Source organism: Gemmatimonadaceae bacterium, from assembly GCA_036496605.1.
Taxonomy (GTDB): domain Bacteria; phylum Gemmatimonadota; class Gemmatimonadetes; order Gemmatimonadales; family Gemmatimonadaceae; genus AG2.
The window spans coordinates 35172-60588 of record DASXKV010000030.1 but is presented as its reverse complement, the minus strand read 5'-3'; the positions used below and the strand labels follow the sequence as shown (position 1 = coordinate 60588).

Sequence of the window (25417 nt, the reverse complement as noted above, 5' to 3'; positions counted from 1 at the left end):
CGGTGTGCTTGTCGCGCGCGCCCTCGATAGAAGTCGCTAGGTCGTCAATCCGTTCGCAGCGCTTCCGCCGGATTCACGCGCGCAGCCCGGCGCGCCGGAATCCAGCTCGCCAGCATCGCGAATGCGCCGAGGAGCAGGATGGTCGCGCCTAACGTGAGCGGATCGGTCGGCGCGACCTCGAACAACAGATTGCGCACGAAGCGGCCGCCGACGACCACCAATACGAGACCCACCGCGATCCCCGCGCTGCACAGCGCGAGTCCTTGCGTCGTCACCATCCGTGCGACCGCATGAGGCTGTGCGCCTAACGCGATTCGGACGCCCAGTTCGCGCGTCCGCAACGCAACCACGTACGCGATCACGCCATACAAACCGATCATGCCGAGCACGAGCGTCACCGCCGCTGCCACACCGAGCACGATCATCGTGAATGACAGGAGCGCCATCGACGACTCGACCGTCGCCCGCATCGACCGCACGCCGAAGGTCGGCAGAGTCGGATCCAAATCGCGGATGATGTGCTGCATTGCGCGCGTCATCGTCGCCACATCGCCGCTCGTGCGCGCCACAACCGCCATCGTCCGCTGCAGCCCTCCCATCGTCAAGTCAGCCGTGTGTACCTCGGGGAAATACACCGCCCGCACGAGCGAGCCCGCGAGGGACGTGTCGCGAACGCTGCCGACGACACCGACAATGGTGTGCCATGGCCCGTTAGGCAAGGCCTGGAAGCGCCGGTTGAGTGCGGCGCGGCCCGTCGAGTCGTGGAAAAAGATCTTTGCCGTCTCGCGGCTGATGATTGCTTCCTCCGGTCGCTGGCGCTCGGCGCGGTCGAACATGCGCCCGGCGACAAGTGGAATTCCCATTGCGCGGAAATAGCCGCCGTCAGTCGTCGCGAATATCTCGAGGGGCGGAATCTTCGTCGCGTTGGTTGCGTCCCCCTCGACGTAAAACGGATTCTGATTCATCCCATTTCCGGAGAGCGGAAGATGCGACGTGACGCCCACGCCCCGCACGCCTGGAAGTTGGGCGATGCGATCGGTGAGCTCGCCGTAGAAGCGCACGACGCTCGAGTCGTCCGGATATCGCAGCGATGGCACCGCGATCCAGAGCGTCGCGACGCCGTCGGCGTCGAAGCCCGGACGAACCGCGTGCAGCCGCTGGAAGCTTCGAAGCAGAAGACCGGATGCCGCGAGCACGACGAGCGCGAACGCGACCTGTGCGACAACAAGCGCGCTGCGCGTGCGCTGGCGTTTTCCGCCAGCGGTGCCGCCGCGCCCACCCTCGCGCAGTCCGGACAGCGGATCGCCACGCAGGAATCGAATCGCTGGGAAGGCGCTGCATGCAAGTCCGACGAGCGTCGCGACGACTATCGTGAACAAAACGACGCTCCCATCCACGCTGACTTCCGCGAGTCGAGGAATGTCCGTTGGACCGGCGCGCACCAGGAGCCGCGTCGCGACGACCGCCGCGCCGAGTCCGAGCAGCGCCGACGCGCCGGCAAGAAGGCCTGCTTCGGTGAGGAAATGCGAGAGCACGCGCGTGCGACCGGCGCCGAGCGCCGCGCGCACCGAAAGTTCGCGATGTCTCGCGTCGGCACGGACGAGCAGCAGATTCGCCACGTTCGCGCAGGTCACGAGCAGCACGAGCAACGCCGTGGCGGCGACCATCCACAACGTGCGCGCGGAGTCGCCGATCACGTCGTCGCGCATCGGCACGACGCGCGGCACTGGCTTCGCCTGGTCGAGTACCATTTGCATCGTGACGCCCGGTGCGATAGTCGGCGTCACGTCCACGACGCGGGGCAACACAGTCGCGATATCGCGCTGCACGGCGTCGAGCGCGACGCCGGGCTTGAGACGCGCAAAGGCGGTGTAATTGAAGCCGCCAGCGAATTGATCGTTGGGATCGAGCCGAAGTGGGAGCCAGATGTCGACGCCGGCGTTCGGAAATCGGAAGCGCTCCGGCATGACGCCGATGATCTCGGTCAGATTGCCGCCAACGACGAGCTTCTTCCCCACGGGATTCGACTCACCCGCGAACCGCCCGTGCCATAAGCGTTCGCTAATCACTGCGACGCCGGGTGCCTTGGGTGTGTCCTCGGCTTCGTTGAAGGGCCGGCCGACGATTGTCCTGACGCCAAGCAACGGGATCGCGCCTGCGGTCATCCAGGCGACATTCATGCGCGCCGGTTCGGCGCGTCCATCCGGATCCGCGACGCTCAACGAGCCATCCTGGTAGGCCGCGATGCCCTCGATCGTCCGTGCAAACAGCTTGATCGTCCGATACGTCCCCGCCGTCTGGAGCGCGTGCTTGAGTGAGATCGGCGCCATGTCGTTCCAGATGCCAACGAGGCGGTCGGGACTCTCGTACGGGAGAGGACGCAACAGCACCGCGTTGACGACGGCAAAGATCGCGGCCGCGGCGGCGATCCCAATAGTCAGGGTGAGTATCACGGCGCCGCTGAAGAGCGGGGTGCGGAGGAGAGAACGCGTGGTGTGCGTGACGCCTTGCTTGAGGCTCATTGGCGAGATCCGGATGAGGACGTGCGCCCTTACGTCCTACGCGGCAGGATCGTTTCGTCCGACAGCGCGCCCTTGATCGCGATCCCAGCTTGAACTCCTGCCGGTGAAGAAGCCGAAGCAGAAGGAATAGTAGCGACGCAGCGACGTGTGTACCGCCGGTCACACGATGATGTCATCCCGCGAGATGTCAGCAGCAGAGTCGCGATGTCCGCCTTGCGAAAAGAATCACGTATCAAATTGCGGAACGTTTTTGACTGCGATTTGATTTGGCATTGCATCCTCTTCATCTCGACGGTCAGAAACGTCAGCAATGTCTAACTCCGAGCTTGCCACACTTCATCATGACGCCGCGCCGACGACGGAGTCGGCGGGTATCACCGGGCTCCTCGCGGAGCTGCGCGAGGGGCGGCGTGACGCGTTCAATCAACTGCTTCCGCTCGTGTATCACGAGCTGCGCCGCTCCGCGCGGCGTGAGCTCGCAATGCGCCCGAGCGATTCGTTGTCGACGACCGCGCTCGTTCATGAGCTGTATCTCAAATTTTCGCGCGCCGACCGCACCGACTGGCGGAATCGCGCGCACTTCCTCGGCGTCGCGTCGGTGGCGATGCGCCACATTCTCGTCGATCGCGCGCGGCGACGCGCAGCGGAGAAGCGCGGCGGGCCGCAGCGACACGTCACTCTCGACGAGAACCTGACTGCCGTGGACACGCAAGCCGAGTCGCTCCTCGAGCTGCACGAAGCGCTCGATCAGCTCGCGCGATTGAACGAGCGGCTAGCGCGCGTGGTCGAATGCCGTTTCTTCGGCGGCATGACGGAGCAGGAAACCGCCGAAGCCCTGCACGTCGGCGTCCGCACCGTTCGTCGCGATTGGATCAAGGCGCGTGGTCTGTTATACGAGGCACTCGGCGCGGACTTCGCGCGCGAGACGGCTCAGCTCACGGCGCCGACCGAGTAATGATCCCGTTAGGCTCGTTGTCTCGCGAACGCTGGCACGTGCTGGAGCCGCTGCTCGACGCTGCGCTCGAGCTCGAGCCTGGCCTGCGCCCGGCGTTCCTCGACGACGCATGTCGCGGGGATCCGGCGTTGCGCGCGGATCTGCGCTCGCTGATCGCGTCGTGCGAGATGGGGACAACGATTCTCTCGACGCCGGCGGCGATCACGTATGCGCCGCTCCTCACCGAAGACGATACCCAGATGCCGAGCTTGCTCGGCAATCGCTATCGGATCGTGCGGGAGATTGGCCGCGGTGGCATGGCGACGGTCTACCTCGCGACGGATCCAAAGCACGGCCGGCAGGTCGCGGTCAAAGCGCTGCACAACGACGTTGCGCGCGTGATCGGCCGCGAGCGTTTCGCGCGTGAAATCGAAATCGCGGCGAGTCTTTCACATCCGCATATCCTGCCGTTACACGACTCGGGCGAGGAACACGCTGGCGGTAGCGAAACGCCGACGCTGTTGTACTTCGTATCGCCGTTCGCCGGTGACGAATCGCTCCGCGATCGGTTGCGTCGCGAGCCGCGCCTTCCGTCGAACGAAGTCGTGCGTCTCGGTCGCGAGATCGCGCTCGCGCTCGACTATGCGCACCGGCGCGGCGTGATTCATCTCGACATCAAGCCCGAGAATATTCTCCTGCAGGAGGGCCACGCCGTTCTTGCTGACTTCGGGATAGCGCGAGCGATCAGCACTGCTGGCGACGAGGCGCGAACGAGCGCGCCGATCTTCGGCACGCCACCGTATATGAGTCCCGAGCAGGCGCTCGGGCTCTCCGACGTCGACGGACGGAGCGACATCTACTCGCTCGGCTGCGTGCTTTACGAGATGATCACCGGAGAGCAGCCCTTCGCGCCCCAGCGCGATCGGGCGGAGTCACCGACACGGGCAGAGCGTACGATGCCTAACGAGTCTGCGCTGACGCGGTACGTGTCACAGGAGATCGCCGACGTCGTGCTGCGAGCGATGGCGCCGTTACGCGAGGAACGCTTCGCCACGGCGGCCGAGCTGGCGGTCGCGCTCGCCGGAGCTGGGCGTCGCCGCCGACTCCGTCGATTGCGGCGCGCGACGTACGCCATTGCGACCTCGATTGCAATGATCGCCTCGTTCGTTGCGTTGTGGACGTCACGCGGCGCCGCGGCATCGGATGTCGACCTCCTCGCCGTCGCTCCCTTCGACGTCGCGTCGCCGTCGCTCGGCCTCTGGCGCGAAGGACTCGTCGACGTGCTGTCACGCAGCCTGGATGGCGCGGGTGCGCTGCGCGCCGTACCTGCATCGGTGATCATTCGCCGCTGGTCGGGACGCGCCGATGCGCAATCGGCCCGCACGCTGGGCGAAGGAACCGGTGCGCGTCTCGTGCTGTTCGGTGGACTGCTCGCGGCCGGCGACTCCGTGCGGGCGAGCGTCAAGCTCATCGACACGAAGAGCGGTCGGACGATCGCCGAGATCGAGCGGCGCGATGTCGCGCGTCGCATGGACCGACTCTCTGACTCGATTGCCGTTGCCGTGCTGCGCGAGCTCGGGCGATCGCGTCGTGCACGGCTCGAGGCGCGCGCGCACTGACCCGTTTTCCGCCAGAATCGCGTGTCATGTTGAGTGCGTTCTGGAGGTGCACTTCCATGATACTGCGTAACGACAGCCTGTTGGACTGGTGCGTCCGCCGAATCTGGCCGTCCGAGATCGAGCTGCTTCTGCCGGGGCTGGTAACCCTTCTCCGGGAAACGGTGAACGACGGCTCGCCGCTCGGCTTTCTGCCGCCGATCACGCCGGTGGAGGCTCGCGAATACTGGCTCTCGCTGAGACCGGAGCTCTATGCCGGATCTCGCGTGCTGCTCGCGGCGTTCGCCGAGCGGCGCATCATCGGTTCCGGCCAACTGCGTTTGCCGACGGTGCCTAACGGACTACACCGCGCCGAGGTGCAGAAGGTGTTCGTCGGCAACACGCGGCGCGGGCGCGGTGTCGGCCGTGTGATCATGGCGGCGATGCACGACGCTGCGCGTCAGCACGGCCGGAGTTTGCTCTTGCTCAACACGCGTCGCGGCGGACCAGCGGAAGATTTCTACAAGCACCTCGGCTATCGCGAGGTTGGCGTCGTGCCCGGCTACACGTTGGGTTCGTCGGGCGAGCGGCACGACAGCATGGCGCTCTATCGTCAGCTCTAGCGGTGCTTCCACTACGGCTCGTGCTGCTGAGCGCCTCGAAGCACGACCTCTCCGTCTTTCATCACGAACCGCACCGATCGCAGTGCTCCGATACCAATCGTCGGATCGCCATCGACCGCGACGAGATCGGCAAGGAGCCCGGGTGCGATGGCGCCGCGGTCGGCGAGATGCAGCGCCTTCGCGTCGACGATGGTTGCCGACTGGAGCGCCTGGACCGGCGTCATCCCGTACTCGACGAGCGCTTCCAGTTCGCGCGCGTTCTCGCCGTGCGGAAATGCGCCGACGTCGCTGCCGTTGCAGATCGGAACGCCCGCGGCCAGTGCGGCGCGGAAGCTTCGGTGCTTCATCGCGATGTCCGGCGGCATCGGATCGACGCCTTTTCGCCAGCCATCGCGAATGAATCCGGCTTCGCTCGCGGTGAGTGTCGGGCAGATCGCAACTCCCTTCTTGAGGAGAAGCGCGATGACGTCCGCCGTGAGGGAATCGGCGTGCTCGATGGTCGTGACGCCGGCGCGCAGCGCGCGCTCGATGCCTAACGGGAAGCGGGCGTGCGCCGTCGCGAGACGGCCGGAGCTCCGCGCCGCCGCCACGGCAGCATCGAGCTCTTCCTGGGTGAACGTGGCTTCCGTCTCGCCTTCGGGCCCCCATCCAGCATCAGCGTAGAGTTTGATCCACTGTGCGCCGTGCTTGATCTGCTCGCGCACGGCGCGTGTGATCCCATCGACGCCATCGGCCTCCTGTGCGCCCTGGGGAACGTCGAAGCTCGGTGCGAAGCCGCCCGGTCCGTACGATCCCGTCGCCACGATTGCGCGCGTTGCCACGAGCAGGCGTGGCCCGGGGATTATCCCCTGATCGATGGCCTGCTCGAGACCGACGTCGGCGTAGCCGGCGCCTTCCGTGCCGAGGTCGCGCAACGTCGTAAAGCCGGCCTCGAGCGTTCGACGCGCGGCGACGGTTGCGCGTGCAACGCGCAGAGCCAGCGGCTCGCGCAACACCTGATCGGCCCATGGCGTCTCGACATAGGGATGGAGAAAGAGGTGCGAATGGGCGTCGATCAAGCCGGGGAGGAGAGTCGCGTTAGGCAATTCGATGCGGCGCGCACGCGCTGGGATCTGAAGACGCGCACGTGGCCCAGCGGCCGCGATGCGATTGCCGCGAACGACGACGAGCCAGCCGGTGCGGTTGACACCGGCGACCGCGTCGAACACCCGAGCGGGCGCGATCACGATCGGCGTCGTGTCGCGCGGCGGTGCTTGCGCGACGAGTGCCGCCGACGCGGCGGTGAGATGGACCGTGATCGCGATGGCGGTGAGCTTGATGAGCATCTTTGTACGCGTCAGGCGAGTGCTCCGTTGAGCGAGGCCGGCCTCGTTGTGCCGGACTGGAATGAGCCATTCATTAAGAGTTTCCAATAATTGCACGCCGTGCCGTATGCCGCCTTGACACCGTGTGCGAAGGCGTCGAATCTTTGCGGGCTCTCGGCGCACACTACATAGTCGCGAGCGTGCAAGCACTCCAGCCATGGCCCATGATCGACATCCGCAACGTCACGAAATCATACGGCACCTTTCGCGTCCTCGAAGACTGCAGTGCGACGGTCGCCAAAGGGACAGTCGTGGTCGTCTGCGGCCCGTCGGGCTCCGGCAAAAGCACGCTGATTCGCTGTATCAACGGCCTGGAACGAATCGATAGCGGGGAGATTATTGTCGACGGCATCTCCGTGCACGCGCCGGGCACGGACCTCAACGCCTTGCGTGCCCGCGTCGGCATGGTCTTCCAGAGCTTCGAGCTGTTCCCTCATCGCACCGTTCTGGAGAATCTCGACCTCGCACAAGTGCGTGTCCTGAAGCGCGAGCGCAAGAGGGCGAGTGAGCGATCGATGCAACTGCTGGAGCGTGTCGGCCTCGCTGACCAGGCCGCGAAGTATCCGTCGGCGCTTTCCGGCGGCCAACAGCAGCGTATCGCCATCGCGCGCGCGCTGGCGATGGATCCGGTCGCCATGCTGTTCGATGAGCCGACGTCGGCGCTCGATCCGGAGATGATCAACGAAGTCCTCTCCGTCATGACCACGCTTGCTGAAGAGGGGATGACGATGATCGTGGTGACCCATGAGATGGCCTTCGCACGCCACGTCGCACACCGTATGATCTTCATGGATGGCGGTCGCATCGTCGAGAATCGCGAGACGAACGCCTTCTTCTCCGAGCCGCACACCGAGCGGGCTCGCGAGTTCCTCTCCAAGATCCTGCACCACGACCTCGCCACCGCGTGACCCCCACAACGCGCAAACGACGGCCACGCGCCACCTCGTCGAGAGATGGCCGCGTCCGCACGACTCGGCGCCCGGCTGGCTCCGCGATCGAGGGCCCACGCTATCAACAGGTCGCGAATGAGCTCATCGATAGCATCGGCGGCGGAATCTATCCGGTCGGCGCACTACTTCCGACCGAGATGGAACTGTGTGAGCAATATCAAATCAGCCGCTCCACCGTCCGAGAGGCGCTCCGGAAGCTGCGCGACATCGGGCTGATCGCTCGGCGACGACGCGTCGGCACGAAGGTCGTCTCACGCGCGCCATCGCCGAGCTATCGGCAAGCCACGAACTCGATCAGCGACCTGCTGCAGTACGCCGACGACACGCGCGTCGAGATTCTCGCGAAGAAGCGCATCATCTGTGAGCCGGCATTGGCGGAGCAGCTCGAGTGCCGCACGGGACGGGCCTGGTTGCGCATTGACAGCCTACGCACGATTCCAGACGCGCCGGCGCCGATCTGCATGACGACCGCGTATCTGGATGCTCGGCTGCCGAATCTCGAGCGCAATCTCGAGGGAATCGACGGACCAATCTCGGCGATGCTCGAGCGCACCTACGGCGTACGCATCGCCCGCGTCGAGCAGAGCATCCAGGCGATCGCATTGAACAAGCGCCAGGCGAAACTCCTCAAGGCCGAGGCCGGAGCGCCCGCCCTGCTCGCGACGCGGCGCTACTACCGCGAGGACGGCACACTCATCGAGCTGTCGAGCGCCATCCATCCAAGCGACCGATTCACGTACGTCACGAGTCTCGTGCGGTAGGGCCGGTGGTAGTGGTTGCTGCTACCAACAACCAATCACGAACAACCAACCACGAACAACCAACCACGAACAACCAGCAACCAGCTTGACCCAACGCGGCGACGCCCGTAAATATGGGCCGGTCCGTTATTGTCCGTACAAATACGTTTGCGCACGCGGGAGTTCCCCGGATGCAGCCGCCTGCCTTTGCTCGACGCGCGTCACTCCTCTCGTCAGCCCTGCCGGCAGCCGCGCCGCCCGGGAACATCGCCTTCGACTCGGGCCATGCCTTTCCTGGTGTGCTCCCCGATCTCACCGCCGAAGCCGAGAGCGCGCTCGCGCACTATCGTCTCGAGACGCTGCAGTACGCGCCGCGGGCCGGTCTCCCCGAGCTCCGCGAGTGGATCGCAGGGCACATGACAAGCGACGGCGCGGCGACGCGCCCGGAGAATGTGCTCGTCACGAACGGCGCCAAGCATGCCCTCGAGCTGGTCTGCCGCCTTCTGCTCGATGACGGCGATGCCGTCATCGTGACCGCGCCGACGTACTTCAGCGCGATCCCGATTCTCAAGAGCTATGGCGCCAGCTTCGTCGAAGTTCCGCAAGACGACGCTGGCCTCCACGTCGACGCGTTAGCGACAATTCTCGATCGGCGTCATCGCGAAGGGCAGCCGCCGCCGAAGTTCGTCTACGACGTCCCCGACTTTCACAATCCCACCGGCACGACCATGTCGGCCGAGCGTCGCGAGGCGCTGCTCGATCTGGCGGCGGCACGTGGGATTCTCGTGATCGAGGACAGTCCATATCGTCGCGTCATCTTCGAGGGCAATCCGGTTCCGTCGCTCAAGGCGCTCGACAGGCGCGACATCGTACTGCAACTGGGGACGTTCTCGAAGCTCATGGCGCCGGGGCTGCGGGTCGGTTGGGTTGCGGCGCCGGCGTCTTTCGTCGCTCGCATGGCGCAGCTCAAGACGGACGCCGGATCGTGCCCACTGACGCAGCGGACGATCCTCGAATTCCTCGCCCGCGGACGTCTTGGAGCCCACATTGCCCGCGTCCAGGAGTGCTATCGCTCGAATCGCGATCGGATGGCGGCGGCGGTGCGTCGCGAGCTGCCCGATGCGTCTTTCGTCATGCCGCACGGCGGCTATTATCTGTGGCTGACGTTCCCGGATGGTGTGAATGCGGACGAGTTGGCGACATGCGCGAATCGGGCAGGCGTGACGGTCATTTCCGGCAGCCGGTTTTTCGCGCGGTCCGATGTTCCGCATCCGCGCAATCACGTGCGGCTGGCGTTCAGTCATGCGACGCACGACGAGATCGACGAAGGCGTGCGTCGTCTCGCCGGCGCGTACGCGGCGGTGGCCAATGCGCCGACCGTCATGCTGAATGTCACGAGCTGACGTCGCGCATGCGCACGCCGGTAACGATTCGCGACGTCGTTGCGTCGCCTAACGAAAAGGTCGAGAGCTGGCTGGAGATCGGCGAGACCGCGAGCGGTCCGCTACGCATTCCACTCGTCATCATCAATGGCGCTGAAGACGGTCCGCTGATCTGTTTCACCGCCGGCGTTCATGCGACCGAGTACGCGCCGATCGAAGCGGTCATGCGACTCCTCCACTCGGTCACGCCGGCCGCGTTGCGCGGGGCGATCGTTGCCGTGCCCGTTACGAACATGCGAATGTTCGAGAACCGCACCGGCTTCGTGTCACCGCTCGACGGTCTGAACCTCAACAAGATCGCGCCGGGCAGACGCGATGGATCCATTTCCGAGATCCTTGCCGACGTTCTGCTACGCGAGGTCATCGGCGCGGCCGACTATCACATCGACTTTCACGCGGGCGACGTCGGCGAGGCGCTCTATCCATTCGCTGGCTATTCGCTCACGGGGAATCGCGAGCTCGACGAGGTGGGGGAAGCGCTCGCCCGAGCGTACACGCCCCTCCTCATCTCGCTCTCGTCGCCAGAAAGTACGATCCCGCCCTTCGCCGGCTCGCTCAACTACGCCGCAACGCGTGCCGGCGTCGTCTCGATCCTCGCCGAAGCAGGAGGCGATGGCACGCTCGAGGAAGATGATGTCCGCGTTCATGTGGACGGCGCGCTCAACGTGATGCGCCACCTCGGCATGATCGACGGCGGGCGTCCGCGCAACGGCCGCCGCGTCGCCGCGCGCGATCGGGTGATCGTGCGCGCCAAACGCGCCGGCCTGCTTCGCCTAACGGCTCGCATCGGCGACGAGATCACAACGGGGCAGGCGCTCGGCGAGATTCGCGACGTCTTCGGCAACATCGTCGAGCGCGTCTGCGCGACGGGCGGTGGAATCGTCGGGCTGATCTGGACGCACAAGGTCGTCAACACGGGCGACCCGATTCTGCGCTACTGGATCACCGAGCCCGCCTAACGGCTCACGTCTGTGCCACGCTTCGTTGATGTGCGAGGACTTCCGGTCACGGCCGCCAGTGGCGAATCCGCGCGCAAGCTGGACGCCGCCGTCGAGAGCTATCTCGGCGCGCGATCGGATACGCATACGCGCCTCGCCGAGGTGCTCGAGCACGATCCCGATTTTGCACTGGCGCATTGCGTCGACGGCTATCTGCGCATGCTCTCGAGCAAGCGCGAGGGTAGGGTGCAGGCGCGCCGCGCGCTCGCACGCGCCCGAGTGGCGGCGTTCGCGCTCCCACCAACGCCTCGCGAGACTCGGCACATCGACGCGCTGGACGCCTGGTCGCGCGGCGACATGCGCGCCGCGGTCGCGACCTGGGGAGCGATTCTGCTCGAGGCCCCGCTCGACGTCGTGGCGATCAAAGTGTCCCAATTCGTACTCTCATATCTCGGCGAGAGTACCGGGATGCGCGACCTCGTTGCTTTGGTGTTGCCTTCCTGGGATCCGGGTGTACCCGGCTACGGCTACCTGCTGGGCTGCTACGCCTATGGCCTCGAGGAAGCCGGCGACTACGCCGCCGCGGAGAGGCTCGGCCGGCGCGCCGTGGAGCTCAATCCGAGCGACATCTGGGCCTCGCACGCCGTTGCACACGTCGCCGAGATGCAAGGTCGTCGGCGAGAAGGCATCGCGTGGATCGCGAGTGGCACCGAACACTGGCGCGAGTGCAACAATTTCGCCTTCCACCTGCGCTGGCACGAAGCGCTCTTTCGTCTCGACCTCGAGGAGCACGAACGCGTGCTCGCGGTCTACGACCGCGAGGTTCGCAACGAGCAGACGGACGAGTATTTGGACATTGCGAATGCGGTGTCGCTTCTCTGGCGGCTCGAGCAGGTGGAAGTCAATGTCGGCGACCGGTGGCGCGAGCTCGCCGATCGCGCCCGATTGCACGTTGACGATCATTCGCTCGTTTTCGTCGATCTGCATTATCTCATGGCGCTCGCTGCTGTGGACGACGCCACGGGGGTCGAGCAGTTCCTGCAGTCGTGCACCCATTTCTCGACGGAGGATGCGAGCACGGAAGCCACGGTGATGGCCGACGTCGGTCTGCCGCTCGCGCGGGCCGTCGTCGCGCACCGACGCGGTGCGTTCAGGAAGGTCGTCGAAGAGTTGATGCCGGTGCGTGACCGCTTCCGTCGCATCGGCGCAAGCCACGCTCAGAGGGACATCTTCGAGCAATTGCTCATCGACGCCGCCTGGCGCGATCGGCAGCTCCACGTCGCGCGGGAGCTTCTCGCCGAGCGGACAGCGACGCGGCCCGGCAACATGTGGGGGTGGGCGCACTATGCGCGCGTGCTGCGCGCCCTCGGGTCTGCGCAAGCCACGACGGCGCAGCGGGCACTCGATCGTCTGCGCGAGACATGAGCGACACTCCCCGAGGAGACAAACCGCTCGCTCTCGATACGCTGCTGGCGCATTCCGGCGGCGATCCGACGCAGCGGCATGGCGCGGTGAATCCCCCGGTCTACCGCGCTTCGACCTTCGTATTTCCGACGGTGGCCGATTGGGAAGCGTCGCGCGTTCACGAACACCGCTTCGATGTCATTCGTTATGGCCAGCTCGCGACCCCAACCACCCTCGCCTTCGAGCAGTCCATCGCAACGCTCGAGGGTGGTTATCGCGCCATGCTCGTCCCATCGGGTCTCGCGGCGGTGACGGTGGCGCTGCAGGCACTCGTCAGGGCAGGCGACCACATCCTCGTCGCCGATTCCGCGTACGTTCCGACGCGAATCTTCTGCGATCGTACCCTCAAGCGGTTTGGCGTCGAGACCACGTATTACGATCCACTCATCGGCGAGAAAATCGGCACCCTATTCAGGCCGAACACGCGTCTCGTGTTTCTCGAGTCGCCGGGCTCGATGACCTTCGAAGTGCAGGATGTTCCCGCGATTACAAGGGTCGCGCGGGAGCGCGGCATCTACACGCTCCTCGATAACAGCTGGGCGACGCCGTACTTCTTTCCCGCCTTCGAGCATGGCATCGACGTGTCGATTCTCGCCGCGACGAAATACATCGGCGGACATTCCGATGTCATGATGGGCACCATCACGACGACCGAGGCGCTCTACGATCGGGTACGCTCCGAGGTCGCCGAGCTTGGATTCTGCGTCGGCTCTGACGATGCCTATCTCGCGCTGCGGGGGTTGCGCACGCTGAGCGTTCGGCTCGAGCGCCATCAGCGAAACGCGACGCAGGTGGCGGAATGGCTACGTACTCGGCCCGAGGTGGCGCGCGTCACGTATCCCGCGTTGCCTGATGCGCCGGGGCACGCGATGTGGAAGCGAGACTTCCGTGGCGCGAGCGGGTTGTTCGGCGTCGAGCTGCGTCCGGTGGCAAAAGCTGGCGTCGACGCGCTGCTGAATAGTCTCGAACTGTTCGGGATGGGCGCGAGCTTCGGCGGGTTCGAGAGCCTCGCGATTCCGATGGACCCAGGTCCGTTTCGCACCGCGACGCGCTGGACGCACGACGGTCCGCTCATTCGCCTGCACATTGGTCTCGAGGACCCTAACGACTTGATCGCCGATCTCGCGCGCGGCTTCGATCGGATGCGCGCCGTCTAGAGGGTGATGTGTGACTAGCCTACGGCTCACAACGCTCCTTCTCTTCTGTGCATTTCTGTCGGCGTGTTCGAGCAGCCCGGGAACGACCGACACAACGCGTCGCGGAGCCACACTCGCCACTATCCGCTCGCGCGGGACGGTGAAGTGCGGTATCACACAAGGCGCCGGCTTTGCCACACCCGACGACTCCGGGCGATGGCGTGGCTTCGACGTCGACTTCTGTCGTGCACTCGCCGTCGCGCTCTTCAACGATCCGAACAAAGTCCAGTTCATCACCTTCACACAGCAGCAACGATTCTCCGGATTGCAGTCGGGCGAAGTCGACCTGCTCGTCAACGGCACGTCGATCACGAGCAGCCGAGCACTCGAGCGCAACTTTCATTTCGGCCCGATCTATTTCTACGACGGCCAGGGGTTTCTCATGGCCAAGGCGTCGAAGGTCGATCGCGCCGCTCAACTCAACGGCGCCACCGTCTGCGTCCAACAGGGTACCACGACCGAGCTCAATCTCACCGACTTCGCGCGCCGCAATCACATGACCTTCAGACCGGTCGTGTTGGAAGATCTCCGCGCGGCCGTCAGCGCGCTTGCCGGTGGGCGTTGCGACGTGATCAGCCAGGACGGCGCCGGGCTCGCCACGACGCGCACGATGCTGCGCAACCCGAACGATTACGTCGTCCTTCCCGATCGGATCTCCAAGGAGCCGATCGCGCCCGTCGTGCGCTTCGGCGACGATCAGTGGCTCGAGGTGGTGAATTGGGTCTTTCATGCGCCGGTCGAGGCCGAAGAGTTGGGCATCGATTCGAAGAACGCGGCGCGTCTCGCGCAGGGCGCGGATCCATCCCTCCGTCGATTTCTCGGCCTCGAAGCCGGAATCAGCGACGGATTCGGCCTCGACGCGCAGTGGCCGTATCACGTGATCTCGACGATCGGTAACTACGGTGAGATCTTCGACCGAAACCTCGGGCCAAACACGCCGCTCGGCATGGATCGCGGACTGAATAAGTTGTGGACCGACGGTGGGCTCATGTACTCGCCGCCCTTCCGGTAGTGGCCGCGCTCGCGCGCACCACCATCTCTCGCGCGACGCTCGGCCAGGCGCTCGCACTTGGCGCCGCCGCCGCCGTGTTTTGGTGGCTTGCGCGCAACACGCAGACGAATCTCGAACAGCATGGATTGTCGCTCGGCTTTGGCTTCCTGAAGCAGCCCGCGAACTTCGAGATCGGCGACACCTCCGGCCTCCCGTTCAGCCCGGACGATAGTTTCGCTCGAGCAATTCTGATCGGCCTCGCGAACACGGCACGAGTGTCCGTGATCGGCTGGTTGCTCGCCATCGTCATCGGTTTTGCATTGGGAATCCTGCGGCTGTCGAACAATCCGGCGTGGCGAGGCATCGTGCGTGCCGGTGTTGAGTTGATGCGCAATACGCCATTGCTGCTGCTCCTCCTCCTGCTCGCCGCAACGCTCCATGCCATGCCCGGACCGAAGAATGCGTTCGAGCCCTTGCCTGGCGTGTATCTCTCGGATCGGGGGCTCGTGTTGCCGCTCTTCGAGAGACCCCGGCTCGTTGGCTTCAACTTCGTTGGCGGCATCTCGCTGTCGCCGGAGCTCGCGGCACTCGTCGGCGGACTCGTTATGCACCACGCGGCGCAGGTCTCGGAGATCGTGCGCGGAGCCATCCTGGGCGTTTCGCGTGGCCAGGTGGACGCCGCATTCGCGCTCGGCCTCTCGCGCGGTCAGGCGCTGCGATTCGTCATCCTGCCGCAGGCACTTCGGGCGATGATGCCCCTGCTCGCGACGATGTGCGTGAGCCTCACCAAGAACTCGAGCCTTGCGATTGCCATCGGGTTCCCGGACGTCGTGAGCATTCTCAACACGACCGCCAATCAGACTGGCCATGGCATTGAGACGATGCTCATCATGATCGCCGTGTACCTGGTATTGAGCCTCGCGACCGCCTCGATGATCAACCGGTACAACGCGCGACTGCTGGCGATGGGCGGCTAGGCTATGTCGACGGCGCTCATCGATTCGTATCGAGGGGACGCGCGCGCCAGCCTGCGCGCGGCGTTCGCGAGCGTCCCGAACGCCGTGCTCACACTCATTGCCGCGCTCGTCGCCGGAGCGGTGCTCGTACCCTTCACACGGTGGGCGCTCATCGAAGCGCGGTGGAGCGGGACGCCCGCGGACTGCCGCGCTCCAAGTGTCGGCGCATGCTGGGCGTTCATCGGCCACAAGCTGCCATTCATTCTCTTCGGGTTGTACCCGGCGACGGAACGTTGGCGGCCCGAATTGGCGACGGCGTTGCTGCTCGCGGTCGTGATTTCGTCGCTCGTCCCGTACTGCTGGCGCCGGTCTCTCGTCATCGCCTGGGTCGTCGCGCTCGCGGGATTCCTGTGGCTCATGGGCGGCGGTGCCGCGTTGTCACGCGTGCCGACACAGGACTGGGGCGGCCTGCCTATCACCGCGCTGTTGACCGTCGTTGGTCTCGGTCTTGGGTTTCCCCTCGGTATAATGCTCGCGCTAGGTCGCCGATCGCAGCACGCCGTGCCGCGCCTAACGGCAACCGCTATCGTGGAGATCGTGCGTGGCGTGCCGCTCGTGGCGGTTCTCTATCTTGCCGTGCTCGTCGTGCCACTGGCGTTGGCGAGCGGTGTCGAGATCGACAAGCTCGTCCTGGCACAGGGCGGCGTCGCGGTGTTCGCAGCCGCGTATCTCGCCGAGGCCGTACGCGCGGGGCTGCAGATAGTCCCCGGGCGCCGCGCCGACGCAGCGCGCGCGCTCGGCCTCGGCTGGTGGCAGGCGACGCGACTCGTCGTGCTGCCGGAAGCCCTGCGAATCGTCGTCCCCTCGTTCGTCTCGATCGCCGTCGGCTTCTTTCAGGACACCAGCCTGATCGTCATCATCGGCCTTTTCGATTTACTCAACACGGCGCGATTGGCGGCCCAGGATCCCGCATGGCTTGGCTTTCATACCGAGGCCTATGTCTTCGTCGGGCTGGTGTATTTCACCGTGAGCGCACTGGTGTCGCGCTACGGCTCGTGGATCGAGCGACGGCTCGGCGTGTCAACGCGCCGCGTGTGAGCTCACCACCTGTCGCAATCTTGGCATCTCCGTGGTTTCGAGCTCGTGCAGCTTCGCGAACGCGTCGCGCAAGTCCGCAATCGCGGCGTCGAGCGTGCGTCGCTCCGCTTCCGTCGGTGCCGCCGACGACGACTCCAGCCCGCCGAGCAAATCGAACGCCTGGCCGATCGGCGCCGAATAGCCAGCCGAGAGCCTGCCGCGCAGCGTCGTGACCGCGCTGGTAACGCTCTTCACGACGCTGTCGCTCGTCACCACACTCGAGGTGGGACCGCCAAGCTGCTTGATGAGTCGCGTGTACTCGCTGTCCGCTGCAACGAACGCCTCTCGCTCTGGCGCGAAGGCGCGACTCAGCGAATCGACCTGCATCATCATCGCCCACCGCGCGCGGACCGCGTCTGGCGTCGTCACTTCGCGCGGATCCGAGCGCACATGCACGGTACGGGAAAGCGTCTTGGCACCGCCGATCAGCTGAACGGCGTAGTCGCCCGGCTGCACGAAGGGTGGTCGCGGGGGACCATAGAAGCCGGAATCCGAAGCTGGCGGAACGAACGCGAACTGCATGCGCAGGTCCCACTCGATGCGGTGCATGCCGCGCGTCGACGGGCCGGTCAACTCGCGAACCACCTTACCATCCGCGCCGAGGATACGGATCTGTACGGGCGCCGCGGCATCGCCATCCTTTCCGAGCCAGTACGTCACGAAGGTGCCTAACGGTACGTTGGGCGCGGTGAAGGTTCGGGCGCCCGGTAGCGGCTGATCGCGCCATTGATACACCTCCGTCGCATCGCGCAACGGGAATAGCTGCACGGGATCAGCGCTCGGCGACGGATCCCAGGTCTCGAGAGGCGCGACGTCGTCGAGAATGATGACGCTGCGGCCATGGGTGCCGATCACGAGATCGTTGGTCCGTTCGTTCACGACGACTCGATCGACCATGACATGGGGCAGGGCGCCTCCCGGAAAGAGCCAGTGCCTGCCCCCGTCGAGGCTCCAATAGAGGCCGAACTCGGTGCCGGCGAACAGAAGACGGGGATTGCGTGGGTCTTCGGTGATCGTCTTCACCGGCCCGTTCGGTGGCAAATCGCTCGCGATCGACGTCCAGGTTGCGCCGCCGTCGGTCGTTCTGAAGAGGTACGGCCGCAGGTCATCGTCGGTGTGGCCGTCGAAGGCAACGTACGCCGTGCGCGCGTCGAAGCGAGAGGCGAGCACGGCACTTACGCTATGGGGCGCCGTTAGGCCGAAACGCGACGTGAGATTCGTCCAGCGCGCTCCGCCGTCGGTCGTGACTTGGACATTGCCGTCGTCCGTGCCGACATAGATCGTTCCCGCCGCCTTCGGCGACTCGCTGATCGTCGTGATGTTGCCATACTCGCTCGTACCGTCGTCGCGGGAGAGCGTCGCTCGATCGCGGAGCGGCATCCCGGGGCCGAGTGGCAGCTTGCGCCAGTCCTGCGCGCGAGTGAGATCGGGACTGATCGCCTGCCAGGTCGTGCCGTAGTCGGTCGTGCGCAGAAGCTTGTTCGCGCCGTAGTAATACGTGTGCGGATCGTTAGGCGACACGAGAATCGCCGTGTTCCAGTTGAACCGATAGCGCTCGGTGCGCTCGGCCGGAACAGGCGTGATGCGTCGCTCCTCGCGCGTGTCGAGGTCGAACACGTACCCGCGCCCATTCTGCGAGTTCGTATACACGACACGTGGATTGGCGGGATCGGTCGCGACCTCGAAGCCGTCGCCGTATCCGATGTGCATTACCTGAGCGTCGGTAAGAGCGCCGCGCGAGTACGTGCCGCTCGGAAAGGCGAAGGTGCCGTTGTCCTGCGTGCCGCCGTAGATCCAGTATGGTTCGCGGGCATCCACCGCGACGTCATAGAACTGACCAATCGGCAGGTTGTCGACGTAGTCCCAGTTCCGGCCCTCGTCGTACGTGAAATAGACGCCGCCGTCGTTGGCGAGCATGATGTGTCGGGAATCGCTCGGATCGATCCACATGGCGTGATGGTCGGGATGGACGCGGATCGCGGTCGAATCACTCTTGAAGGTTTTTCCTCCGTCGATCGAGTGATAGAGACTGGTAGCGAGCCACCAGACGCGTTCTGGATCCTTCGTGTCGATGCGGATCTGACTGAAATAGTTCGGTCGCTCCTGGAGAGGGCTCTGCCTGGTCCAGGTGGCGCCGCGATCGCTCGAGCGAAAGACGCCCCCCTCCTTCGCTTCGATCAACGCGTACATGATGTTCGGATCGCTCCGCGCGATGTCGATTCCGATCCGGCCGACGTCGCCAGAAGGCAATCCGCTCGTCAGGCGCTGCCAGTGATCGCCCCCATCCGTCGACCGCCAGAGCCCACTCGTCGGCCCTCCGCCGACAAACCCCCAGGCCCGGCGACGACGCATGTACGTCGCCGCCACGAGCGTCCGCCCGTCCGGTGCCATGACCACGTCGGTAACGCCGGTGTTCGGGTCCACACCGAGCACGCGTTCCCAGTTCTTGCCGCCATTCTTCGTGCGATAGAGGCCGCGTTCCTCGTTAGGTCCGAAGAGGTGCCCGACGGCGGCGACGAACACGATGTTCGGATCGTGCGGGTCGATGACGATGCGTCCGATACTCTGAGTCTCGCGCAATCCCATGTGCTGCCACGTCGCGCCGCCGTCGGTCGAGCAATAGACGCCGTCACCCCACGTCGAGCTCTGGCGGTTATTTGCCTCGCCGGTGCCGACCCACACGATGTTCGGATTGCTCGGCGCCAGCGCGATGTCGCCAATGCTCAGCGCCGTGTTGCTGTCGAAGATCGGCGCCCATGTCGTGCCGTTGTTCACACTCTTGAAGACCCCGCCCGACGCCGTGCCGACGTAGATGATACGCGGATCGCTTGGCACCGCCTCGATGTCGTCCACTCGGCCGCCGAACTTCGCGGGCCCGATCGCGCGCCACGCCGAGTCGGGCCAGCTCTCGGAATGCTGGGCAAGGGCCGCCGGCGGCAGGACGAAGGTGCAGCCGAGCTGCGCTCCGAATGCGATCCATCTACAAATGCTCATCGCGTCACCCGATCGAGTCGATACAGGCGTGATTGTCCCGCGGAGCGGAGCAAGGCGAGCACCGCTTCCGGGTCGGCGTTGCCATAATACTGCGTGCCGGCCTCACGTATCATCGATGCTGCGTGCCGGTAGAGATCGAGTCCGGTACGCGAGCCGTCGATGGCGTTGAGAATTTCCTGTGCGAGATAGCCGTTGAGCGTGTCGCCGTCCGAGATGTCGTCACGATGCGCGTAGAAGTCCGCCGGCGTGCCGACGACGACTGGCCGCATCGCCGACAGCTCGAGTTCGGTGGCGCTCGAGGTTCGTGGCGGGATCGCCGCCCGTGTGCTCGCCGACGTCGAGCGCGCGTACGCGCCCGCCAGCTCGCTCAGCGCTTCCGCTTCGCGTCGATCGAGCGCCGACGCCAGCGTCGCCACGCGCGATGGGCTGTCGGAAGCAACGCCACCTAACGATTGAAGCGCACGCCGCTCGCGCGCCGCCGCGTAGTGCATCTGATCCACCGCCGCATAATACGCCGCTGTCTTGTCGGCTGAGGCGGCGATGAGCTGGAGCGAGAGTCCAAGATTCCGTGCGAGTCGCGCCTCGCCTCGCCCGACGACCTCGCCGGCGAGCACGTCGAACGACCGCGCATCGGCACTCGCCATGGTGTATGCGATCAACGTGGCACTCGCTGCGTTCCGGCCAAGCTGCGTGCGATCGATTCCCCAGAGATCGTCGAGGTTGGAGTGGATGAAGCGATCCGGCTCGTTGCCGAAGCCGATCGCGGGCACGCCGGCATTGAGGAAGGAATCGTGGTCCGAGTCACCCTCGAACCAGACGACCTGCGCGTTGTAGCGCTGCTGGCTGCCGTTGTGCGCGAGATGCGGGCGCGTGTAGAGGCCGTAGCCGTTCCGATACTGCGTGATATTTGCCGTGTTGCCCGCAACCATGTACTCGATCACGGCTTCGGCGACGTCGTTCAAGAAGTGGAAACGCGATGCCGGCACGCGAAAGACGTTCTGCGTCCGCATCACGTCGATCGATTGATCGGCGCCAACCATGTCCTGATTGATGTCGACCCAGAGGCGCTTGAGGATCTCCGGATGATCCGCGAAGTAGCGCGGCTCGCTGTTGTTCTCGGTCGTCCACCAGAATCGAATCGTCCGCCGGGGACGTGGCAGATGACCGCCAGCGATGAGCCGCGTCAGCGCACGTCCGATCTCGAGCAGGCTCGCGCAGCCGCTCGCATCGTCGTTCACGGATTGCTGGCCTTCCTGGAGATGCGCGGTGAGCACGACATCCTGTCCGATTCCGGGATCGGTCCCGCGAATGACGGCCTGCACCATCGGCATCCACGGCTCCGGATGGGCGGTCGAGCCCAGCTCGGAACGAACCACGGCATGCGCGTGAAGCGGCACTCGTGAGGCGGCGATGCGATTATGGAGTGCGATCCCCTCGCGCAACGAGAGAATGAACGCAAACGTCGGCAGCTTACCGTCGACGGGCTGCGTCGGGATCGTCAGCCACGGGATCATCGTCGGCTGATCGGAGAAGCTGAAGAAGCCTTTCGACGGCGTGTACGGATCGGGATACCAGATCACGCCCGCCGCACCGCGACGCTGTACACCGTCGACCATGAGTCGAGCGAGATCGCCGGGACTGCCGCGGGCGACGATGATCTTGCCCGCCACGTGCGCGCTGTCGAGCTCCGCCGGCGTGCCGGCGCCGACGTCGGTGAGGGGCGCGGTCACGTCGGCCGGACGACTCCGATCGGCGAGATGGAGTCGCGTCTGAATCGAGCTCGCGATCCGCTCGAGCGGTGCGCCGTCCGGCGCTACGAGCCAGAGATCCGATGTGCCGGGATTCCACGTTAGGCGTTTGGATGGCTGGATGATGAGCGCGACGCTATCGAGGCCGAACGCGCGCGCCATCCGCTCGACGTATTGCGCGGCGAGATAAAGCGTATCGGAGCCCTGCGGCCGATGGTACGGCGAGAGAGCACGAATGTGATCGAACGCCGCGTCGCCGGAGATTTCCGCCGTGATCAGATTCGTAAAGGTCGAATCCAGTAGCGGATACTGCTGGCCGACGGCGCGCTGCCACGGCAGGAGAAGCGCGAGGCACACAATCGCGTGGAGCGTCAGAGGGCGGAGAACGCGCATGCGTGAACGTCCGAAAGGAGTCTGTACTAGTCGTAGCGAGGGTAGCCTATTATTTAGTACGGACAATTGGGCAGGGCAAACCGTGCTTGCCTATTCGATGTTCCTCTGACGCGAGACTCGCATGCAACATCGCCTCTCCCTCCTCGCACCGCTCGCTTTCGTTTTCACGTTCACGGCGGTCGCGCCGCTCACCGCGGCGCCGCCGCGATTCGAGGTGAGCTTCGCCGCCGCCGCGCACGCGGCTCCGTTGACGGGACGGCTGATCCTTATTCTCTCGAAGAACGCACAGCCCGAGCCCCGACTGCTCGCCTCGCCACAAGGGCCGGCGGTCTTCGGCATCGATCTCGATCAGTTGCGGCCCGCGCAGACCGCCATCGTCGACAATGCTGCCGTTGGCTATCCGACGTCGCTCGCCGACCTTCCCGAGGGCGACTACTACGCGCAGGCGGTGATCGACGTCTATACCCAGGTGCATCGCGCCGACGGTCACACGATCTGGGTCCAGATCAATGACGGGCACATCGAGACCTTCCAGATCGCGGCGGGGAATCTCTACAGCGACGTGCAACGCGTGCACGTCGGCAACGGCGGCACCGTCAAGCTCTCTTTGACCCACGTCATGCAAGCGCAGCCGCGCGAGGAAGACACCGAGTGGGTGAAGCACATACGCATCCAGAGCCAGAAGCTGACGCAGTTCTGGGGACGCCCAATCTACGTGTACGCCACCGTGCTCCTTCCGAAAGGCTACGCCGAGCATCCGAACACGTACTACCCGAGTGTCTACACGCTCGGCCACGGCACGCCGTTCCAGTTCTCGACGACGCCCGGGCGCAACAGCGGGACCATCAATCCAGTCACTGGCACCGAGAGTGGTTACGACTTCTACCAGCAATGGATTACCGACTCGATGCCGCGGCTCATCGCCATCAGCCTCGAGCAGCAGACGCCATACTTCCCGGATTCATACTCTGTAAACTCGGCGAACAACGGCCCGTATGGCGACGCAATCGTCGACGAGGTCATGCCGGCCATCGAGCAGCAGTTTCGCATCATTCGAAAGCCGTACGGTCGCGTTCTCGAGGGCGCATCGACGAGCGGTTGGCAGACGCTGGCGATGATGCTCCAGCATCCCGACTTCTTCGGCGGCGCCTACGTGCTCCAGCCCGATCCGATCGACTTCCGCCACTATCAGCAGACCAACATCTACGCCGACTCGAACGCGTTCTCCATTCCTTTCGGACAGTTCATGTCCGCCGAGCGGCCCTTCCGCCGCACGACGCAAGGGCAGGTTCTGTGGACGATGCGCCAACTCAGCAGGTTCGAGGCGGTACTCGGCAGCCATGGTCGCTCCTCGTACCAGCTCGAGGCGTGGGAAGCGGTCTATGGCCCCGTCGGCGCCGATGGCTATCCAAAGCCGCTGTGGGACAAGCTCACTGGCAAGATCGACCACGACGTGGCCGCGTACATGCGTGACCACGGTTTCGATCTCCGCGATTACGCGCAGCGCAACTGGTCGACGCTCGGCCCCAAGCTCGTCGGCAAGCTGCACTTCTTTGCCGGTGACATGGATGACTTCTATCTCAACCTCGCGGTCTACGATTTCCAGGAGATGCTCAAGTCATCGACGAACCCGCATTACGAGGCCGAGTTCACGTTCGGCCGGCCGATGAAGGGCCATTCGTGGCACACCTGGACGTGGGCGGGTTTTGCGCGGACCGCGGGCGCCTTCGTCAAGGCGAACACACCGCCGGGCGAGGCGACGGATTGGAATTATTGATTTCCTTCTGTCTGTCATATCCGAGACCGTCGCTGGCGGCGGCATGGCTGCCGCTACCAGATGCCAGCGACGGTCCGAGAACTCTAGGTGCGGTCGCGATGACTACGGCTGTTCCCCGATGCTGCGCGTAACCTTCCCACTCGCATCGAGAAAATCCAAGCTCGCCTTACCTAACGAATCAACGGACATTCGTAGCCGCGGATGTCCCATCTTGTCGGACAGCACCACGAGGGCCGATTTACTCGGATCGCGCCCGACGAAAAGCCGCTGCGCGGCGAGTGGTTCGCCCGGGCGCGGTTCCATGAACTTCTTCGTCGCCGAGTCTTTCGCCGGACCCGCGGGCATCTTCTGCAGCGCCTCCTGCTGCTTCACGAGATCGAGAATCGGCACGTTGGCGCGATCGAGGATCTGCAGTCCCTTCCGCTGCACGCCATTCTCATCCGCGTACTGCAGTACGATCACCTGATCTTCGTTGTATTGATCGAAGGACATGTGTACCGTCGAGGCGTACTTGCCGTCGGCGCCCTGCTTCCCGGTGAAGGTCAGTCCGCCGTTCTCGGATCCTTCATCGTTGAAGAAGATCATTCCCGGCCGCGATCCGCCGGGATAGCCGAACGGTTTGCCGTACGCGATTGGGCCCGGCGAGCGGTCGCGATTCGAGATCACTAATCGCAGCTTGCCGTCCTTCTCGACGACGTTGATGCGCTCGACGTCGATCTCCTCGAACTTGGTCTTCTGGCTGGTCGGCGGCCGCCGGAACGCGGCGAGCGCGATGACGAGGAACGCCGCGGTCGAGCACAGCGCGTAGAGCTTCAACCATCGAACGTCCTGCTGGAGCTTCGTGTCCATGAATCCTCCACGTGGGTGAGTGCAGGGGCGACCTCAGCGCGCGTCGCTCCCGGTGAGGCTGCGTGTAACATGTCCGCTGTCGTCGAGAAACTCGATCCGGGCCGTACCTAACGAATCGACCGACAGCCGAAGGCGCGGTTGCCCTTTGCGATCCGAGAGTATGACCATCGACGATTTGTCGGGGCGCTTGCCGGCGAAGAGGCGTTGCGCGGGCACGGCGCCGCGGGCGATCGCGGACTCCTGCAGACGACGCGCGCGCTCCTGCTTCGCCGGACCATCCGGCATCGCCCGTATCGCCATGGCGCTTTCGGCGAAGATCTGAATCGGCTCATCGGGACGATCCAACACGGCCAACCCTGCCTGACGACGCCGGTTCTCGTCGCCGTACTCCAGCGAGATCGTTTCGTCCTGATCAAACTGGTCGAACGTGAGAGCCGCTGACGCCTGATAGCCCCCTGCATTCTTGCTTCCCGCCCACACCAACCCGCCGTCCTCATTCCCTTCGTCGTTGAAGAAGATCAGTCCCGCCGAATTCACACCGGTCCCACCGCGCAGCGGATACGACTTTCCGCCAACGACGACCTCGGGCAGCCGAGCGTGGTTGGAGATCGTGAGCCGCAGCGTCCCATCCGGCTCCCGCACATTGATTCGCTCGATGTCAATCTCGTCGAACTTCGTCCGCGCTGGTCTGGCCTGTACGAACGCACTCACCGAGACAATCACCAGCAGGCCCACCGCGACGGCGTTCGTGCGGCGCAGTCGCCGGATCTCGCGTTGAAGCTGGTCGTCCATGTGGGTCTCCTG

At 64.9% G+C, this 25417-nt stretch carries 19 protein-coding genes; 13 read left to right on the top strand and 6 right to left on the bottom strand.

Annotated elements, in window-relative coordinates:
• Positions 1-44: 44 nt before the first annotated feature.
• Positions 45-2522 carry an ABC transporter permease gene (locus VGH98_10320; protein ID HEY2376356.1) on the bottom strand — a complete coding sequence of 826 codons (2478 nt, stop codon included), beginning with the start codon at positions 2520-2522 and terminating at the stop codon, positions 45-47.
• Positions 2523-2832: 310 nt separating this feature from the next.
• Here VGH98_10320 and VGH98_10315 point away from each other — a divergent pair, with 310 nt between their 5' ends.
• From VGH98_10315 to VGH98_10305, 3 genes are read left to right on the top strand one after another with little or no spacing between them, the layout of a single operon-like run.
• On the top strand, positions 2833-3477 hold the full coding sequence (locus tag VGH98_10315) for an ECF-type sigma factor (GenBank protein ID HEY2376355.1): 645 nt from the start codon (positions 2833-2835) through the stop codon (positions 3475-3477).
• The gene (locus VGH98_10310; GenBank protein ID HEY2376354.1) at positions 3477-5075 is read left to right on the top strand and encodes a serine/threonine-protein kinase; all 1599 of its coding nucleotides are present in this window, start codon (positions 3477-3479) and stop codon (positions 5073-5075) included. Before VGH98_10315 ends, VGH98_10310 begins: the two co-directional genes overlap by 1 nt.
• Before the next feature lie 56 nt (positions 5076-5131).
• The gene (locus VGH98_10305) at positions 5132-5674 is read left to right on the top strand and encodes a GNAT family N-acetyltransferase (protein ID HEY2376353.1); all 543 of its coding nucleotides are present in this window, start codon (positions 5132-5134) and stop codon (positions 5672-5674) included.
• A gap of 11 nt (positions 5675-5685) precedes the next feature.
• On the opposite strand, the gene VGH98_10300 is transcribed toward VGH98_10305, so the two are convergent.
• Positions 5686-6999 carry an amidohydrolase family protein gene (locus VGH98_10300; GenBank protein ID HEY2376352.1) on the bottom strand — a complete coding sequence of 438 codons (1314 nt, stop codon included), beginning with the start codon at positions 6997-6999 and terminating at the stop codon, positions 5686-5688.
• A 203-nt stretch (positions 7000-7202) separates the two neighbouring features.
• Here VGH98_10300 and VGH98_10295 point away from each other — a divergent pair, with 203 nt between their 5' ends.
• The 9 genes from VGH98_10295 to VGH98_10255 all read left to right on the top strand — a co-directional run bounded on the left by VGH98_10295 (position 7203) and on the right by VGH98_10255 (position 16813).
• Positions 7203-7946, top strand: a complete 744-nt coding sequence (locus tag VGH98_10295; protein ID HEY2376351.1) for an amino acid ABC transporter ATP-binding protein — start codon at positions 7203-7205, stop codon at positions 7944-7946.
• Complete coding sequence (locus VGH98_10290; protein HEY2376350.1) at positions 7943-8749, top strand: GntR family transcriptional regulator; 807 nt, start codon at positions 7943-7945, stop codon at positions 8747-8749. The genes VGH98_10295 and VGH98_10290 overlap by 4 nt, the downstream gene beginning before the upstream one ends.
• Positions 8750-8919: 170 nt before the next feature.
• Positions 8920-10131, top strand: coding sequence for a PLP-dependent aminotransferase family protein (locus VGH98_10285; protein ID HEY2376349.1), 1212 nt, complete (start codon positions 8920-8922; stop codon positions 10129-10131).
• 8 nt (positions 10132-10139) lie between these two features.
• On the top strand, positions 10140-11129 hold the full coding sequence (locus VGH98_10280) for a succinylglutamate desuccinylase/aspartoacylase family protein (protein ID HEY2376348.1): 990 nt from the start codon (positions 10140-10142) through the stop codon (positions 11127-11129).
• Positions 11130-11141: 12 nt separating this feature from the next.
• Positions 11142-12533 (top strand): tetratricopeptide repeat protein, encoded by a 1392-nt coding sequence (locus VGH98_10275; GenBank protein ID HEY2376347.1) that lies wholly within the window; start codon positions 11142-11144, stop codon positions 12531-12533.
• Positions 12530-13729: a cystathionine beta-lyase gene (gene metC, locus VGH98_10270; protein HEY2376346.1), complete on the top strand. Its 1200-nt coding sequence runs from the start codon at positions 12530-12532 to the stop codon at positions 13727-13729. Before VGH98_10275 ends, metC begins: the two co-directional genes overlap by 4 nt.
• 139 nt (positions 13730-13868) lie before the next feature.
• Positions 13869-14780 carry an amino acid ABC transporter substrate-binding protein gene (locus VGH98_10265; protein HEY2376345.1) on the top strand — a complete coding sequence of 304 codons (912 nt, stop codon included), beginning with the start codon at positions 13869-13871 and terminating at the stop codon, positions 14778-14780.
• Positions 14780-15736, top strand: a complete 957-nt coding sequence (locus VGH98_10260) for an ABC transporter permease subunit (GenBank protein ID HEY2376344.1) — start codon at positions 14780-14782, stop codon at positions 15734-15736. Before VGH98_10265 ends, VGH98_10260 begins: the two co-directional genes overlap by 1 nt.
• 3 nt (positions 15737-15739) lie before the next feature.
• Complete coding sequence (locus VGH98_10255; GenBank protein HEY2376343.1) at positions 15740-16813, top strand: amino acid ABC transporter permease; 1074 nt, start codon at positions 15740-15742, stop codon at positions 16811-16813.
• Here the strand turns inward: VGH98_10255 and VGH98_10250 are convergent.
• Together VGH98_10250 and VGH98_10245 are read right to left on the bottom strand one after the other, a co-directional pair.
• Positions 16796-19846 (bottom strand): hypothetical protein, encoded by a 3051-nt coding sequence (locus VGH98_10250; GenBank protein HEY2376342.1) that lies wholly within the window; start codon positions 19844-19846, stop codon positions 16796-16798. The genes VGH98_10255 and VGH98_10250 overlap by 18 nt on opposite strands.
• Entirely contained in the window at positions 19843-21987 is a 2145-nt protein-coding gene (locus VGH98_10245; GenBank protein ID HEY2376341.1) for a M28 family peptidase, read from the bottom strand. The genes VGH98_10250 and VGH98_10245 overlap by 4 nt, the downstream gene beginning before the upstream one ends.
• A 121-nt stretch (positions 21988-22108) precedes the next feature.
• Between VGH98_10245 and VGH98_10240 the strand changes: the two genes are divergently transcribed.
• Positions 22109-23764 (top strand): alpha/beta hydrolase-fold protein, encoded by a 1656-nt coding sequence (locus VGH98_10240; GenBank protein HEY2376340.1) that lies wholly within the window; start codon positions 22109-22111, stop codon positions 23762-23764.
• 102 nt (positions 23765-23866) lie between these two features.
• Here the strand turns inward: VGH98_10240 and VGH98_10235 are convergent, their stop codons facing one another.
• On the bottom strand, positions 23867-24613 hold the full coding sequence (locus tag VGH98_10235; protein HEY2376339.1) for a hypothetical protein: 747 nt from the start codon (positions 24611-24613) through the stop codon (positions 23867-23869).
• A 33-nt stretch (positions 24614-24646) separates the two neighbouring features.
• Positions 24647-25405 carry a hypothetical protein gene (locus VGH98_10230; GenBank protein HEY2376338.1) on the bottom strand — a complete coding sequence of 253 codons (759 nt, stop codon included), beginning with the start codon at positions 25403-25405 and terminating at the stop codon, positions 24647-24649.
• Positions 25406-25417: the final 12 nt, after the last annotated feature.

Excerpts from the sequence above, each read along its gene's own strand:
- VGH98_10320 (HEY2376356.1), bottom strand. The coding sequence starts at position 2,522 with ATGAGCCTCAAGCAAGGCGTCACGCACACCACGCGTTCTCTCCTCCGC.
- VGH98_10315 (HEY2376355.1), top strand. The coding sequence starts at position 2,833 with ATGTCTAACTCCGAGCTTGCCACACTTCATCATGACGCCGCGCCGACG.
- VGH98_10310 (HEY2376354.1), top strand. The coding sequence starts at position 3,477 with ATGATCCCGTTAGGCTCGTTGTCTCGCGAACGCTGGCACGTGCTGGAG.
- VGH98_10305 (HEY2376353.1), top strand. The coding sequence starts at position 5,132 with ATGATACTGCGTAACGACAGCCTGTTGGACTGGTGCGTCCGCCGAATC.
- VGH98_10300 (HEY2376352.1), bottom strand. The coding sequence starts at position 6,999 with ATGCTCATCAAGCTCACCGCCATCGCGATCACGGTCCATCTCACCGCC.
- VGH98_10295 (HEY2376351.1), top strand. The coding sequence starts at position 7,203 with ATGATCGACATCCGCAACGTCACGAAATCATACGGCACCTTTCGCGTC.
- VGH98_10285 (HEY2376349.1), top strand. The coding sequence starts at position 8,920 with ATGCAGCCGCCTGCCTTTGCTCGACGCGCGTCACTCCTCTCGTCAGCC.
- VGH98_10280 (HEY2376348.1), top strand. The coding sequence starts at position 10,140 with ATGCGCACGCCGGTAACGATTCGCGACGTCGTTGCGTCGCCTAACGAA.
- metC (HEY2376346.1), top strand. The coding sequence starts at position 12,530 with ATGAGCGACACTCCCCGAGGAGACAAACCGCTCGCTCTCGATACGCTG.
- VGH98_10255 (HEY2376343.1), top strand. The coding sequence starts at position 15,740 with ATGTCGACGGCGCTCATCGATTCGTATCGAGGGGACGCGCGCGCCAGC.
- VGH98_10250 (HEY2376342.1), bottom strand. The coding sequence starts at position 19,846 with ATGAGCATTTGTAGATGGATCGCATTCGGAGCGCAGCTCGGCTGCACC.
- VGH98_10245 (HEY2376341.1), bottom strand. The coding sequence starts at position 21,987 with ATGCGCGTTCTCCGCCCTCTGACGCTCCACGCGATTGTGTGCCTCGCG.
- VGH98_10240 (HEY2376340.1), top strand. The coding sequence starts at position 22,109 with ATGCAACATCGCCTCTCCCTCCTCGCACCGCTCGCTTTCGTTTTCACG.
- VGH98_10235 (HEY2376339.1), bottom strand. The coding sequence starts at position 24,613 with ATGGACACGAAGCTCCAGCAGGACGTTCGATGGTTGAAGCTCTACGCG.
- VGH98_10230 (HEY2376338.1), bottom strand. The coding sequence starts at position 25,405 with ATGGACGACCAGCTTCAACGCGAGATCCGGCGACTGCGCCGCACGAAC.